The organism is Novosphingobium taihuense (assembly GCF_007830315.1).
GTDB classification, from domain to species: Bacteria; Pseudomonadota; Alphaproteobacteria; order Sphingomonadales; family Sphingomonadaceae; genus Novosphingobium; species Novosphingobium taihuense.
Genome location: NZ_VLKJ01000014.1, coordinates 23,094 through 36,926 on the forward strand (window position 1 = coordinate 23,094; position 13,833 = coordinate 36,926).

At 63.8% G+C, this 13,833-nt stretch carries 18 protein-coding genes; 9 read left to right on the plus strand and 9 right to left on the minus strand.

Going from position 1 to position 13,833, the window contains the following annotated elements; all coding sequences use genetic code 11:
• Nucleotides 1-55 precede the first annotated feature (55 nt).
• Nucleotides 56-322: a GlsB/YeaQ/YmgE family stress response membrane protein gene (locus IQ25_RS18855; RefSeq protein WP_144907833.1), complete on the plus strand. Its 267-nt coding sequence runs from the start codon at nucleotides 56-58 to the stop codon at nucleotides 320-322.
• Nucleotides 323-395: 73 nt separating this feature from the next.
• A complete protein-coding gene (locus tag IQ25_RS18860) occupies nucleotides 396-680 on the plus strand; it encodes a hypothetical protein (protein ID WP_144907834.1) in 285 nt (94 codons plus the stop codon).
• Between the two features lie 75 nt (nucleotides 681-755).
• Here IQ25_RS18860 and phhA read toward each other — a convergent pair whose 3' ends face one another.
• The gene (gene phhA, locus IQ25_RS18865) at nucleotides 756-1,694 is read right to left on the minus strand and encodes a phenylalanine 4-monooxygenase (RefSeq protein ID WP_144907835.1); all 939 of its coding nucleotides are present in this window, start codon (nucleotides 1,692-1,694) and stop codon (nucleotides 756-758) included.
• Between the two features lie 187 nt (nucleotides 1,695-1,881).
• Here phhA and rpmG point away from each other — a divergent pair, with 187 nt between their 5' ends.
• Nucleotides 1,882-2,049 carry a 50S ribosomal protein L33 gene (rpmG, locus tag IQ25_RS18870; protein ID WP_011446825.1) on the plus strand — a complete coding sequence of 56 codons (168 nt, stop codon included), beginning with the start codon at nucleotides 1,882-1,884 and terminating at the stop codon, nucleotides 2,047-2,049.
• Between the two features lie 96 nt (nucleotides 2,050-2,145).
• The gene (locus IQ25_RS18875; protein ID WP_181447285.1) at nucleotides 2,146-2,805 is read left to right on the plus strand and encodes a LolA family protein; all 660 of its coding nucleotides are present in this window, start codon (nucleotides 2,146-2,148) and stop codon (nucleotides 2,803-2,805) included.
• 416 nt (nucleotides 2,806-3,221) lie between these two features.
• Here IQ25_RS18875 and IQ25_RS18880 read toward each other — a convergent pair whose 3' ends face one another.
• Nucleotides 3,222-3,671, minus strand: a complete 450-nt coding sequence (locus IQ25_RS18880) for a hypothetical protein (RefSeq protein WP_144907836.1) — start codon at nucleotides 3,669-3,671, stop codon at nucleotides 3,222-3,224.
• Between the two features lie 627 nt (nucleotides 3,672-4,298).
• Here IQ25_RS18880 and IQ25_RS18885 point away from each other — a divergent pair.
• From IQ25_RS18885 to IQ25_RS18895, 3 genes are read left to right on the plus strand one after another with little or no spacing between them, the layout of a single operon-like run.
• The gene (locus IQ25_RS18885) at nucleotides 4,299-5,090 is read left to right on the plus strand and encodes an exodeoxyribonuclease III (protein WP_144907837.1); all 792 of its coding nucleotides are present in this window, start codon (nucleotides 4,299-4,301) and stop codon (nucleotides 5,088-5,090) included.
• Entirely contained in the window at nucleotides 5,087-6,151 is a 1,065-nt protein-coding gene (gene ribA / locus IQ25_RS18890; protein WP_144907838.1) for a GTP cyclohydrolase II, read from the plus strand. The genes IQ25_RS18885 and ribA overlap by 4 nt, the downstream gene beginning before the upstream one ends.
• Before the next feature lie 52 nt (nucleotides 6,152-6,203).
• Complete coding sequence (locus tag IQ25_RS18895) at nucleotides 6,204-7,082, plus strand: AraC family transcriptional regulator (RefSeq protein ID WP_144907839.1); 879 nt, start codon at nucleotides 6,204-6,206, stop codon at nucleotides 7,080-7,082.
• 4 nt (nucleotides 7,083-7,086) lie between these two features.
• On the opposite strand, the gene IQ25_RS18900 is transcribed toward IQ25_RS18895, so the two are convergent.
• The 6 genes from IQ25_RS18900 to IQ25_RS18925 all read right to left on the minus strand — a co-directional run bounded on the left by IQ25_RS18900 (nucleotide 7,087) and on the right by IQ25_RS18925 (nucleotide 10,372).
• A complete protein-coding gene (locus IQ25_RS18900; protein WP_144907840.1) occupies nucleotides 7,087-7,389 on the minus strand; it encodes a hypothetical protein in 303 nt (100 codons plus the stop codon).
• Between the two features lie 52 nt (nucleotides 7,390-7,441).
• Nucleotides 7,442-7,786, minus strand: a complete 345-nt coding sequence (locus IQ25_RS18905) for a hypothetical protein (protein ID WP_144907841.1) — start codon at nucleotides 7,784-7,786, stop codon at nucleotides 7,442-7,444.
• A 60-nt stretch (nucleotides 7,787-7,846) separates the two neighbouring features.
• A complete protein-coding gene (locus IQ25_RS18910; protein ID WP_144907842.1) occupies nucleotides 7,847-8,842 on the minus strand; it encodes a right-handed parallel beta-helix repeat-containing protein in 996 nt (331 codons plus the stop codon).
• A 98-nt stretch (nucleotides 8,843-8,940) separates the two neighbouring features.
• A complete protein-coding gene (locus IQ25_RS18915) occupies nucleotides 8,941-9,243 on the minus strand; it encodes a hypothetical protein (RefSeq protein WP_144907843.1) in 303 nt (100 codons plus the stop codon).
• Nucleotides 9,236-9,454: a toxin-antitoxin system HicB family antitoxin gene (locus tag IQ25_RS18920; RefSeq protein WP_144907844.1), complete on the minus strand. Its 219-nt coding sequence runs from the start codon at nucleotides 9,452-9,454 to the stop codon at nucleotides 9,236-9,238. The genes IQ25_RS18915 and IQ25_RS18920 overlap by 8 nt, the downstream gene beginning before the upstream one ends.
• A 9-nt stretch (nucleotides 9,455-9,463) precedes the next feature.
• Nucleotides 9,464-10,372, minus strand: a complete 909-nt coding sequence (locus IQ25_RS18925) for an SPFH domain-containing protein (RefSeq protein WP_144907845.1) — start codon at nucleotides 10,370-10,372, stop codon at nucleotides 9,464-9,466.
• 288 nt (nucleotides 10,373-10,660) lie between these two features.
• On the opposite strand from IQ25_RS18925, the gene IQ25_RS18930 reads away from it, so the two are divergent.
• Nucleotides 10,661-10,834: a DUF465 domain-containing protein gene (locus IQ25_RS18930; RefSeq protein WP_144907846.1), complete on the plus strand. Its 174-nt coding sequence runs from the start codon at nucleotides 10,661-10,663 to the stop codon at nucleotides 10,832-10,834.
• 75 nt (nucleotides 10,835-10,909) lie between these two features.
• The gene (locus IQ25_RS18935; RefSeq protein ID WP_144907847.1) at nucleotides 10,910-11,923 is read left to right on the plus strand and encodes a TerC family protein; all 1,014 of its coding nucleotides are present in this window, start codon (nucleotides 10,910-10,912) and stop codon (nucleotides 11,921-11,923) included.
• Nucleotides 11,924-11,964: 41 nt separating this feature from the next.
• On the opposite strand, the gene recQ is transcribed toward IQ25_RS18935, so the two are convergent.
• Nucleotides 11,965-13,764 (minus strand): DNA helicase RecQ, encoded by a 1,800-nt coding sequence (recQ, locus tag IQ25_RS18940; protein WP_181447286.1) that lies wholly within the window; start codon nucleotides 13,762-13,764, stop codon nucleotides 11,965-11,967.
• Between the last annotated feature and the right edge of the window lie 69 nt (nucleotides 13,765-13,833).

The window sequence follows — 13,833 nt, forward strand, 5'->3', positions numbered from 1 at the left end:
CCAAGTTCGTCGTCGGGATTTTAACCGACAACTGAACTTTAAAGGGGTGACTACAATGGGCCTTATCATTCTTCTCGTCGTCGGCGGCATTCTCGGCTGGCTGGCCAGCATCGTCATGCGCACCGATGGTCAGCAGGGCATCTTCCTGAACATCGTCGTCGGCATCGTCGGCGCACTGCTTGGCGGCTTCCTGCTTGCACCGCTGATCGGCGGCGGCAGCATCACCCAGGGCATCTCGGCCGGTTCGCTGATCGTGTCGTTCCTCGGCGCGCTGATCCTGCTTGCCATCGTTAACCTGGTTCGTCGCGGCTCGGTGCGCTGAGCCTGAACAACATACTTTCCAAAACGAAGGCGGTTCGCAAGGGCCGCCTTCACCACACCTGAAGGGGAATAACATGAAGGCAATTTTCAAGGGCGCGATGATGGCATCGGTTCTGGCCATGGGCCTCGGCCTTTCCGCGTGCGACAGCGCGAAGGAAAACGCCGCCGAAGATCAGGCTGACGCAGTCCGCCAGTCGTCGGAAGCTGCTGCCGACTCGATGGAAAACAAGGCTGATGCCATGGGCGGCGCTTCGGAAGACGCCATGGAAGCCAAGGCCGAGGCCGTCCGCAAGACCGGCGAAGCCAAGGCTGACGCCATGGAAGATCAGGCTGACAAGATGGACAAGACCCCGGGCTGATCCCGCTCTTCTCCGCCTTAACGGCCGAAGGAAGCCCGGCGCACCCTGGAAGGCGCCGGGCTTTTTTTGTGCGTTCTAAACCGGCGCAGCGCCTGACCCGCGCCCACCGCGCAGGTGGTATTCCAGCGTCCCCCGCTGCAGCACGTCATCGACGTCGATCACGGCTGTGTTGGCATAAGTGAACCCCGGCCCCAACCCGCGATAGAGCCGGTCGAAATCGCGCTCCACCGTCTGGTGGTAGAGGTCCTCGAAGCTTTCGATCACGAAGTAGGTCGGCTGCAGGTCGTCGATCACGTAATCGGTGCGCATCACCCGGTCGACGTTGAGCATGATCCGATTGGGCGATTGGCCCTCGAGCGCGAAGACAGCCTCGCGCGGGCCTGACAGGATACCCGCACCATAGACTCTGGGCGCGCCATCCTCGATCACCAGCCCGAATTCCACCGTGTACCAGTAGAGCGCGCCAAGGGACTTGAGGCGGTTGTGGCGCATCGCCTTCCACCCGGCGCGGCCATATTCCTGCATGTAGTCGGCATATGTCGGGTCGGTCAGCATCGGCACGTGGCCGAACACGTCGTGGAAGACGTCGGGCTCCTGGATGTAATCAAACGTCTCACGCGTGCGGATGAAGTTGCCAGCTGGGAAGCGCCGGTTGGCAAGATGCCAGAAGAACACGTGGTCCGGAATGAGCATCGGCACCGGCACCACGCTCCAGCCCGTCAGTGCGCCCAGGCCGTCCGAGAGCCGCGCAAAGTCGGGCACGCCCCCTCGCCCGAGGTCAAGCCGCTCCAGCCCCTTCAGGAAGGCGCTGCAGGCACGCCCCGGCAGCACGTCCATTTGCCGGGCGTAGAGTTTGTCCCAGATGGCGTGCTCTTCGGCGGTGTAGGTCCGCTGCACGGGTTCCAGCCAGTCTTCCCCGACCCTTGCAGGCCGCTGCAAGGGCGCGGTGAATATCCCGTCCGGCAGATCCGGCAGGCGGGTGAAGTTGAACGGCAGAGTTTCGGAAGCGGTCATCGGGCCCTTCTTGAAGGTTTCTTATGCAACCAATACCATGCCAGCCCCCTTCCGGCAAATGAGGCAACGTCTCTCTCCTCGCTTGACTTTGCCCCGATTCTCCCCCAACGGCCCGACCCTGTAACGGCGGCGTGGAAACGCGCCGCTGCATTTGTTTCAGATTCGCGCGAAAGTTCAGGATAGAGCCATGGCAAAGCCCACCACCGTCAAGATCCGTCTGGTCTCGACCGCTGACACAGGCTTCTTCTACGTGACCAAGAAGAATCCCCGCAACACCACCGAGAAGATGACCTTCCGCAAGTATGACCCGGTCGTGCGCAAGCACGTCGAGTTCAAGGAAGCGAAGATCAAGTAAGAGCGCGCCAGCGCTTTTCCCGTGAAGCCCGTCCCGCCATTCATGGAACCGGGACGGTTCACGGTGAGTTCAACGCCAACACCTCAAGGAACGGCGATGAACCAGATCAAATCTACACTTCGCACGATGGGCCGTCCTTTGGCGGCCTTTTCGCTTGCCCTCGCCGCGGCCACGCCCGCGATGCTGGTCGCGCCAACGGTTGCGCAGGCACAGGCCTCCGACGTTGACCGCGCCGTCGCCGCCCTGCGCGGCGTGACGACCCTGCGTGCCAACTTCGTCCAGACCGACCGTTCGGGCCAGACCGTCTCGGGCGTGCTGACGATGAAGCGCCCTGGCAAGATCCGCTTCCAGTATCAGAAGGGCGTGCCGCTGCTGATCGTCGGCGATGGCAGGGCGCTGACCATGATCGACTACGAAGTGCGCCAGGTGCAGCGCTGGCCGATCAAGAACAGCCCGCTCGGCGCGCTGCTCGATCCCAACAAGGACGTCGCACGCTTTGCCAAGCAGCTGCCCACCGGCGATGCGGGCGTGATCAGCCTGCAGGTGCGCGATCCCAAGCATCCCGAATATGGCACGATCACCATGATCTTCGTGCGCAATGCAGGCGCGCCGGGCGGGCTGCAGTTGGATTCGTGGGTCGCCCTCGATTCGCAGAACAAGCGCACCACCGTGCGCCTCTCGGGCCACCAGTACGGTATTGCCGTGAACGACAGCACCTTCCGCTGGACCGATCCGCGCCGCCCCGTAACGCGCTAGGCGCTGAAAACACCTCTGAACCTGCCAACAAGTACCTGCTCCCCCGCGAAGGCGGGGGCCTCAGGCGGCAGGGCGCATGGCACTCGCACGACCGTTCCATAAAACGCACGAGGTCCTCGCCTTTGCGGGGACACACGGCGAACTTTGACAGGTGGATCACCACCCATCGCCCCAGACGCTCGCCTCACCCATCAACCGTTCGCCCCTTGCGACAAGCCGCGACAAACCTGCACGCACCGTTCATCGGGGGGCAAGCGAAGCGGGCCTAGAACGGTTTTCGACGAGGCGGTCGAGGCGGGTTTCCCCCCTGTTGCCCGGTCTCCTGGAGACCTCCTCGCCAAGCGTGACGAACGCGAATGGAACCCTCGGACCAATGCCCCCGGTCCGAGGGTTTTTTTGGGTCGGATTTGCGACTGTCACGACCCTTTTCGTTGTTTCTTCTTTACTGGCGCGATCAATCCTTGCTTCACCATTGAAGCAAGGATTTCGTCCGAAACCCATTTGAGTTCTGGTTCGCCAGTCCACGCAAAGACCCCTTTCGCACCCTTTGGCAGCGGCGGAGGACCACCGATCATCCCGGCACACATGGGAGGATCAAATCCCCAACTTGGCTGAATCTTGATGCGACTGCCCACGCGCAAATGCCCCTTGTAAGTCCGGAGTATGCGAAACCTTCCCGGCTGGCCATAATAGGCTTCACTCAGAAGCTCGCCGTAGACGATTGTGTCTGACATACGGAAGATGAGCGCCGCTGTCTGGTCCACCGTCAGCGGTGGAGGCGCGACATATCCCGGAGGAGGCGGAAGACAGGCGACGGCCGGAGCCGACGCGAAAGCGAGTAAACACACGGCGACGATACGGTACATCGATTTTGCCTCCCGCAAAGCAGAGTGTACGAACCGATTGATCTGGAAAAGTGCAATCAGACCTGGGACTGCGATAGCTTAGAGGACGTCACCCTGAACTTGTTTCAGGGTCCATCTCTCCCCAGCCACGTCCGCTTGAGGCTGAGAAATGGATGCTGAGCCGCAGGCCAGCGCAGCTAAACAAGTTCAGCATGACGGGCAGAAATAAGTTTGGACGGATGTGACGCTCAAGGAAGGCTCAGGAAGCCCTTCAGAGCGAGCCTTTGCCGACGCAATTCGCCGCGATCAATCGCCTTCTTGAAAAGTTCGTTGCGCCTTCTTTGCAGAAACTGCGATCGGTTTTTCATCAGTTTTGGCGTGCAGCCCCAAGACGGGCGCTTTCCTGCAAGCAGCTGACGCCTCATCATGCGCACGGTACTGACGTGTCTTCGCGCATGAAATGCCGAATATGGACCAGCGCGTTTGCGCCTCAAGGAAAACCGGGTCTGATAACGAAGTTGGTACTCGTAGTACCGAAGGTCATACTCGGGTCGCATTCGCTAAGGTATAGGACTAATCCAATTACCGCGCGATGAAGACCCCACATCCCATCTAGCAATCGCCCCCCCGCAACCCTAAAGCAGCGCCATGATCTCGGTTGCCACATGGAACATCAATTCGGTCCGCTTGCGCGCCGATCAGGTTGAACGCTTTTTGGCTCAGGAGGCGCCCGATGTGTTGTGCCTGCAGGAGATCAAGACGCCGGAAAACCTGTTCCCGCACGAGGTGTTCGAGAAGCTCGGCTATACCCATCGCGCGGTCCATGGGCAGAAGGGCTATCATGGCGTCGCCACAGTCAGCCGCATTCCGTTCCGCGATTTCAGCAAGCATGACTGGCAGGACAACGGCGAGGCGCGGCACATCGGCGTCGAGCTGCTCGGCCCCGGCAACGGCTTGATCATCGAGAACGTCTATATCCCGGCAGGCGGCGACGTGGCCGACCGCGAGGTGAACCCCAAGTTCGGCCAGAAGCTCGACTTCCTCGAGCGCATGACCCGCTGGGCCGAGAAGATCGAGCGGCCGACGCTGATTACCGGCGACTTCAACATCGCGCCGCTGGAGTGCGACGTCTACAATCACAAGGCGCTGCTCAAGGTCGTCAGCCACACCCCCATCGAGGTCGAGACGCTGCAGCGCTTTGCAGATGCGCATGGCTGGGTCGACCTTGGCCGAAAGCATATCCCCGCGCCGGAGCGCAACTATTCGTGGTGGTCCTACCGCTCCTACTGGCGCGCCAAGGATCAGGGCCGCCGGCTTGACCATATGTGGGCCTCGCCCGAAGCCGCCGCGCAGACCCGGTCGCACCGCTTCGTCGAAGAAACGCGCAAGTGGGAGCAGCCTTCGGACCACATCCCGCTGATCACCGAGCTGGATTTGTGAGCGAATCCCGTAATGTTGCAAAAGCGCTCGACGCGCTGCGCCACGGTTGGGCAATTCGCGTGACCGGCGCGGACGGCGCTCTCGATCTGCTGCCCGCCGAAACCGCGTTTGCCCAGCCCGGCATCTATGCCGCGCGCCTGCTCATTTCCGCCGCCCGCGCTGCCACGCTGAAGCTTGCCAACCAGCGCGATGCCGCCGTGCCCGAAGCGCCGGTAATGATCCACGGCGCAGAGCCGTTCAGCCTCAATTCCGCGCGCAATCTGGCCGATCCGGCGCAGGACCTCGGCAGCCCCTTGCGCGGACCATTCAAGGCCGATCCGATCGAGGCGCAAGATGCTGCCGTTGCAGCTATGGACATGGCGCGGCTGGCGGGCATCCTTCCGGCGTTCCTGATATCGACCGGCGTGGAAATCGCTGCCGAGGTTTCGACCGAGGACCTTGCGGCGTTCAAGGACCCGCTCAACCTCACGATACAGGCCCGCGCCCGCCTGCCCGTGCACGCCTGCGAACATGCCGAAATCGTGGCATTCCGCTCGCGCGATGACCTGCGCGAGCACGTCGCGCTTATCATCGGCACGCAGACCAGTGAGCGCGAGCCGGTGGTGCGGCTGCACAGCGAATGCCTGACCGGCGACATCCTCGGCAGCCTCAAGTGCGATTGCGGCCCGCAGCTCGACGCAGCGCTTGCCCGCATGGCAGAGGAAGCCAATGCGGGCGGATGGGGCGTGCTGCTCTATCTGCGGCAGGAAGGGCGCGGCATCGGTCTGATCAACAAGCTGCGCGCCTATGAACTGCAGGATCAGGGCTTCGACACCGTAGACGCCAACGAGCGCCTCGGCCTGCCAAGCGAGGCGCGCGACTTCCCCGTAGCCGCGCGTATGCTCGACCTGCTCGGCGTGCGCTCGCTTCGCCTGCTGACCAACAATCCGCAGAAAGTGGCCACATTGCAGGCGCTGGGCGTGGAGGTGACGGAGCGCGTGGCACACCAGCTCCCCGCCAACCCCCACAACCAGCGCTATCTCGACACCAAGCGCGACCGGACCGGCCACCTGCTGCGATAAGCGCATTTCCGGTCAGGCGAGGCCACGAACCATGGGGCAATGACCAGGCACCATGAGCAACCAGCACCTCACCCGTTACCTCGCCCGCATGCGCCGCGTGCTCGATCATATCGACGCCGCGGGGCACGAGGTCCTTGATGTGGAGGCGCTTGCTGCCGTTGCCGCGTTTTCGCCGTTCCATTTCCAGCGCCAATTCTCGACGCTGCTGGGCATGAGCGTTGGCGAATACCAGCGACAGGCGCGCTTGCGGCGAGCCGCGATGCGGCTTGCACATCGTCCGCAAGACAGCGTGACCGCGATCGCGCTCGATGCGGGCTACGGCAGCAACGAGGCATTTGCCCGTGCTTTTCGCAGCCTTCTTGGCCGGTCGCCAAGCGCATTCAGGGCCAGCCCGGACTGGCGGGCGCTGGACATGCTCGTGGACCGTCTCAACAGTCTCAGGAGCCAACACATGCCAGAGCACTTCCAGCCGTCCGACGTCGATATCGTGGATTTTCCGCAAACGCGATTGCTGACGCTAGAACATCGCGGCGCACCGGCGTTGATCGGCGCGACGATCCAGAGATTCATCGCATTCCGGCGCGCGCATCGCCTGCCGCCGGATGCCTGTGCCACGTTCAATCTGTTTCCCGTCGATCCGATCGCCACGCCAGCCGAAGATTTCCGGATGATGCTGGGGGTGGCCACGCCGCGACAGATCGAAGCTGAAGGGTTCGAGGCCTGGACGATCCCGGCGATGCGCGTGGCGAGGATCGTCCAGACCGGAAACCCGGACAATCTCGGACCCGGCTTCGATTTTCTGTATGGGCAATGGCTTCCGGCGAGCGGCGAGGAAATGCGCGATCATCCGCCGTTCGTGCGGCGCGTCAGCATCTACCCTGACGTGCCGCTGCACGAAGCGGTGACGGAACTCTACCTGCCGCTCGCCTGATTGCTCAGGCCGCGCGCCAGACGATCAGCAGCACCGCTGCGGCGACAATCACCGCAAAAGCAAGGGCATAGCCCATGTCCTTGACCGTGAACTTGTCGACATGTTCCGAGCGGAAGCGGCGATAGCCGCGCTCGGCGGCGGGGTTGCTGGCGACGAGCGCGACATCGAGGGCACTGGCTTCCGAACGGAACCAGTTGACGAGAAGTTGCCGCTCCTCGGGCGTGACATCGGGGTAGGCGGCGAGGAGCGCCTCGACGTGGGCACGGCGGGCGTCGATTGCCGAGGCAATCGTGGACGTGTTTGACATTTCTGTATTCCTGACATGCGTTTGAACGGCGCCGGGTGGCGCGGACTTCGGGTCAGGAATTCGGGGGTGCTCTTGGTGCGGGTAGCAGCGCGAGCGGCTGCGGCGCGGGTGGCGCGGTTTGCGGGGGCCAGATGTGGTCCGCCCCGGTGAGTTCGAGCGGTGCGGGTTCGGCGAGCGCGATGACCGGTGGCGGCGGGGCCATCGGCACGACAGCGCGTTGAATTTGCACGCGATTTGCGGGAGCGACCGCCATCTCCGCCGTCGCCGCGCTGAACGCAGAGCCGTGCCGCACGGTCACCGGTGACTCGAACGGGGCAACTGCGTGGGTCAGGACAGTCAGGGCGAGGAGGATCGCCCAAAGCCGTCCACCCAGCTTCAGGAGCGGTGCACGCAACATTCCAACTCTAGATAGACTCTCGGAGGCAGAGGGGCAACTCTACCCCAACTCGGCACAACTCTAGCGGGACTCGAAGCGGCTGAGGCCAGACCCGAGAGCGTTCGCGCCGAGCGCCAGCTTGTCACCCGACCAATCCGCGACGAAGGCCGACGAGCGGCTAACCCCCGGCGCAAACCGCGCATCGTTTCCAACAATGGCAAGGCCAGTCGAGGGGTGTGTCTTGCCCTCGGCCGCGATGGCGATGAAGGCACTGTAGTTTTCTTTGTCCAACCCTTGGACAAACACGTTGTCGGCGATCCTGCCGGTGGCGCCGGCGGGCAGGTCGATCATGTAGTTCGTTGTCTTTCCAGCCGTATCGTCAAAGCTGGACTGTGTGACCTCGACCCTGCCGGCGCGGCTTTTCACATAATGCCCGCCGCGCCCGGCTTCGAAGCGGCTGCGGCGGATGGTGACGCTGCCATAATCGCCGAAGTAGACTGAATGGGCGCAGGACAGGCCGCGATCACATCGCCCGAGACGCGAAAAGGTCGACTTTTCAATAAGCACGGCGCCGGTCGGATCGTCGGCAGAGAGAATGCCCTGCTCGCTGTCGCGGAACCATGACTGGCGCACGGTGAGGTTGCCGTGCTCGAGCCGGATGCCAGAGCCGTTGGCATCCGGCACGCGGATGTTCTGGAAGATCAGGCCTTCGACCGTGGTCGAGCGTCCGCGTGCGACGATAGCGGCCTTGCCCTCGCAGGCCGCGCCGTCGAACGTCGTCTTCCCCGGCACTTGCGCGACGAAGCCGACATCGCCCGCCTGCTGGACTGCGCAGTCGCGATAGACGCCGGGTTCGATGCGGATCGTGCCCGTTCCTTCGCCGATGGCGTTCACCGCCTGCTGCAGCGCCTGGTAGCTGCGCCCGGTCTCGACCACGGTGTAGGGCGAACGCTGGCCCTGGGCGAGAAGCGCCGTGACGGGAATCGTGGCTACCACCGCAATCCCGAGCAGGAAAACGGCAAGGCGCTGGCCACGGTGGCGGCGCTCTCTGGAGGCGAACGGGTTCATCATGCGCATATCGGTTCCCCGGCGTTTTCAGATCCCGGGGTAGCGCGGAATGATTGACAGGCCCTTGCGTTCCCGTCCGAACGGTTGCCCTGTGCGAACTTACAGGGTCAGTCCTTGCTGCCCCAGCGCCACTTCCAGCCGCCCCGCGTGCGCTTTGCCGAGATCGAGAAGACGACCGCGGTGGCCACGATGAACAGCGCGAAGCCCAGCGTGCGCAAGGGTCCGTCGCCGCTGTCGTCGAGCCACTTGATCAGCGGCAGAAGCGCGACGTAGCCGCCGATGAGCGCCCAGCCCTGCCAGCGGATCGGGAGGCCGGAACCGAGACCGAAGCGCTTGGGCGCGAACCATGCACCGTCGTCGACCGGCGTCTCGGGCTTTGGAGGCCGGGTGGTGTAGCGGGCATCAACCATCGCTGTTCTCCGTTTCAGTCTTCGGCGGCCGTCCGCGCTTCACCGGCTCGGCGGCGGCGAGCTTCACGCCACGCCGTGCCAGCGCCTCGCGCAACAGCACTTCGATCTGGGCGTTGGCAGAGCGCAAGTCGGCCGAGGCCGTGCGCTCGATCGCGGCGAAGAGCGCCGGATCGATGCGCAGCGGGAAGGCTTTCTTGGGGCTCGGCGCCATGGCGTGGGCTTACTGGTAGAGCGTACCGGCGTTGACCACCGGCTGGGCATCACGCTCGCCGCACAGGACGACCATCAGGTTCGAAACCATGGCGGCGCGGCGCTCGTCGTCGAGCTCGACGACGTTCTTTTCCGAAAGCTGGTTCAGCGCCATCTCGACCATCGACACCGCGCCCTCTACCAGCTTCTTGCGCGCGGAGATCACCGCCTCTGCCTGCTGGCGACGCAGCATGGCACCGGCAATCTCGGGCGCATAGGCAAGGTGCGTGAGGCCGCATTCATCGACGGTGATGCCGGCGAGGACCAGCCGCGCGTTGAGTTCCGTGCGCAACTCGTCGTTGATCTGATCATGGTGGCCGCGCAGGGTCACCTCGTGATGCTCGATGTCGTCATACGGGTAGCGCGAGCCGATCGAGCGCACGGCGCTTTCGATCTGGACGAAGACGAAGGCCTTGTAGTCATCGACATCGAACAGCGCCTGCGCGGTATCGGCGACGCGCCAGACCACGTTGCAGGCGATCTCGATCGGGTTGCCGCGCAGGTCGTTGACCTTGAGCTTTTCCGACACGACGTTGTTGGCGCGGACCGAAATCTTGGTCTTGGTCATCCACGGCCAGACCCAGCGCAGCCCATGGTTCCGATCCGTGCCCCGATAGGAGCCGAACAGGTTGATTGCGGCTGCCTGGTTGGGCTGGATCATGTAGAAACCCGAGGCGATGAACACGATGGCGACGGGCAGCGCGGCGATTGTGGCGATGAACCCCGGCACTTCGTCCTCGGACGGACTGCCGCTGGCAAAGCCGATCACGCGCATGGCGGTGAGGCCGACCATAACAATCATGAGAATCAGCATGAAATAGCCGCTCGTAGACCATGCGCCGGTTTCGGTGCTGGCGGAGTGCGTTTTCGACTCGGACATCGTCCATTCCCCCTTAAATCTGATATCACTTTAATATCAAATCTGGTTGCAGCTGCAAGTGGATTTCGAGGGGGCTTGCAATCCGGACCGAATCACTCCACATTATCGGAGCGGACCGGGCCCCTCTGGCGCGGCGTTCTGGCCAATAATGGCAGTTCGCTTCGTGATGTCGGACCGCATCGGGTGATGCCGATGCTTTGGGTCCGGGTCTTTTCCCCCTCCTTCCAGGCCCTGGGCCAGAGCACGGCATCCCCGATCGATCGCAACAGCTTTCGAAGGGTTACAACGATGTCCGACCGTTACTTCCGTCTCATGGAGCGCCACCAGAAGCTGGACGAGGCGCTGCGGATCGCGCGCGATCTCCTTGATGTCCTGCGGCTGCGCAGCCTCAAGTGCGCCGTGAAGGCGCGGCTTGCCGCGCTTTTCCTGCGCCGCCCGGAAGCCTTTCTGGCAACAGTCTGAAATAGAGGAACGCCCGTCGTGTCCCGCGCATTGCTGCAAGCAATTACGGGGCGCGGCGGGACTGGAGCTTGATCGATGGAATTCCTCTTCGCAGACTGGCTGGGCACGCCCGCGTGGTTCTGGCTTGCCTTCCTTGGCCTCGTCGTCGTGCTGACCGCATTCGACCTTGGCGTCCTCCACAAGGAGGACAAGGCCATGGGCATCGGTGAATCGCTGAAGCTGACCGCGTTCTACATCACCATCGCGCTGCTGTTCGGCGCGTGGGTCTGGGCCGAGAAAGGCGCGGACCTGGGGATGAAGTACTATACCGGCTTCTTCATCGAAAAGGCGCTGTCGATCGACAACGTCTTCGTCATCAGCCTGATCTTCACCTTCTTCGCCATTCCGGCCAAGTACCAGTACCGCGCCCTGCTGTGGGGCATTGTCGCAGTGATCTTCCTGCGCGGCGGGATGATCGCAGGCGGCGCGGCGCTGGTCGAGCGCGCCTACTGGGTGCTCTATATCTTCGCTGCGTTCCTCGTGTTCACCGGCGTGAAGATGTTTTTCGCCAGCGACCATGATCCCGACATCGGCAACAACCCCGCCGTGCGCTGGATCAGCCGCCACATGCGCGTGACCAAGGAACTGCACGACCAACACTTCTTCGTGAAGGTGCCGGACGAGAAGACCGGCAAGCTGGTCAACGCGGCAACCCCGCTGTTCCTCGCCCTGGTGGTGATCAACCTTGCCGACCTCGTGTTCGCGGTGGATTCGGTGCCCGCGATCTTCGCGATCACGACAGATACTTTCGTGGTCTATACCTCGAACATCATGGCGATCCTGGGCCTGCGCGCGCTCTACTTCGCGCTGGCGGCGATGATCGACCGGTTTGCCTACCTCAAGTACGCGCTGGCCGCGGTGCTGGTGTTCATCGGCTCGAAGATCTTCGTCTCCGACTTCCTGCTGGGCGGCGACAAGTTCCCGCCGGTGCTGAGCCTTGGCGTGACCTTTGCGCTGATTGCGGGAGGCGTAGCGTTCTCGCTGTGGAAGACGCGGGGGCAGCCCTTGCACGATCCTGCAGAAGCCATCGCGCCCGGGACCGTGAACTGAGCACGCCCCCTCCCTTGACGGGAGGGGGTTTTGCTATCCGATTACCACTGCCGCAGAACCTCGAGGAACCGGTCCCCGTAGGCATCGAGCTTGCGGGTGCCGACGCCGCCGATCTGGCCGAGTTCGGTGAGGCTGGCGGGCCGTGATGCTGCCATTTCGCGCAGGACGGAATCGTGGAAGATGACGTAAGGTGGCACGCCTGCCTCGCGCGCAAGATCGCGGCGCAGTGCGCGCAGCGCGTCGAACACCGGATCGCCGACGGGGTTGAGCGCGCCCCCCGCCCCGCCCTTGCGGCGGCCGGAGCGACCTTCCTTTTTCGGCACGAGCACCAGCGGCACGTCCGCCTCGCCCTTCAGGATTGCACGGGCATCGCCGCCAAGGGCAAGGCCGCCATGCTCGGTGGCGACCAGCGCGCCTCTTGCCTGCAAGGCGCGGGCGAGCGGGCGCAGGAGCGGAGCTTCGTCGGCGGTGACGATGCCGAAGACCGAGAGTTGATCGTGCGCGCGCTGGGTCACGCGCTCGTCGGCGACGCCGGTCAGCACTTTCTCGACATAGCCGAAGCCGAATGACTGGCCGGTGCGATAGACCGCCGAAAGCAGCTTGCGCGCGACTTCTGTGGCATCAGTGACGCGCGGGGCTTCAAGGCAGTTGTCGCAGTTGCCGCAGGACGGAGGCGGGTTCTCGCCGAAATGGCGCAGCAACAGGGCGCGGCGGCAGTGCGGGGTTTCGACCAGCGATGCGAGCGCATCGATGCGGGTGCGCTCTCCGGCGCGGCGGTGTTCCTCCACTTCGGCAAGCCGCTGGCGCGCGCGCACGAAGTCTTCGGCACCCCAGAGCATGACCGCGACTGAAGGATCGCCATCGCGCCCGGCGCGACCGGTTTCCTGATAATAGCTCTCGATCGATTTCGGGCAGGCGGCATGGGCGACGAAGCGCACGTCGGGCTTGTCGATGCCCATGCCGAAGGCGACGGTGGCGACCATGACCATGTCTTCGGAAGCGACGAAGGCCGACTGGTTGGCCGCGCGCACCTGCGGATCGAGTCCGGCGTGATAGGGCAGGCAGGGACGGCCGCTGGCCTGCAACTGCTCGGCAAGCTTCTCCACCTGTGCGCGGGTGGGGGCGTAGACGATGCCGGGGCCGGGGTTTTCCGCAATCACCGTCATCAGCTGGCGCAAGGGATTGTCGCGCGGGACGATGGCGTAACGGATGTTGGGCCGGTCAAATCCGGCAACGATCAGGCCCTCTTCCGGGATGCCGAGCTGGGCGAGGATGTCAGCGCGGGTGTGGCGGTCTGCCGTGGCGGTCAGCGCGAGGCGCGGGACATCCGGAAAGGCGTCCATCAGCGGGCGCAGCAGGCGGTAGTCGGGGCGGAAATCGTGGCCCCATTCGGAGACGCAATGCGCCTCGTCGATGGCGAACATGGCGACACGGCCACGCGTCAGCATCTCGAGGAAGTGCGGTTGGCTCGCGCGTTCGGGGGCAACGTAGAGCAGGTCGAGATCGCCCGACAGGAAGCGGTCGATGGTCTGACCCCGGTCCATGTCGACGCTGGTCAGCGTGGCGGCGCGGATGCCGTTGGCCGTGGCGCTGCGCAGCTGGTCGTGCATCAGCGCGATCAGGGGCGAGACGACGATGCATGTGCCCGGCAGCATCACGGCTGGCAACTGATAGGTCAGCGACTTGCCCGCACCGGTCGGCATCACGGCGAGGGTGGAGCGACCTTCGAGAACGCGCTCGACCACGTCCTGCTGCACGCCGCGAAAGGCGTTGAAGCCGAACACGGCGTGGAGACGGTCGAGGATTTCGGATTCCGGAAATGCGGTCTGGGTAAGGCTCACCTCGCCGCTATGGCAGATCGCGCCGTTGCGGAGAACTCTGCTGTGGCTGTGGGCGGGCGATTTCTGCCA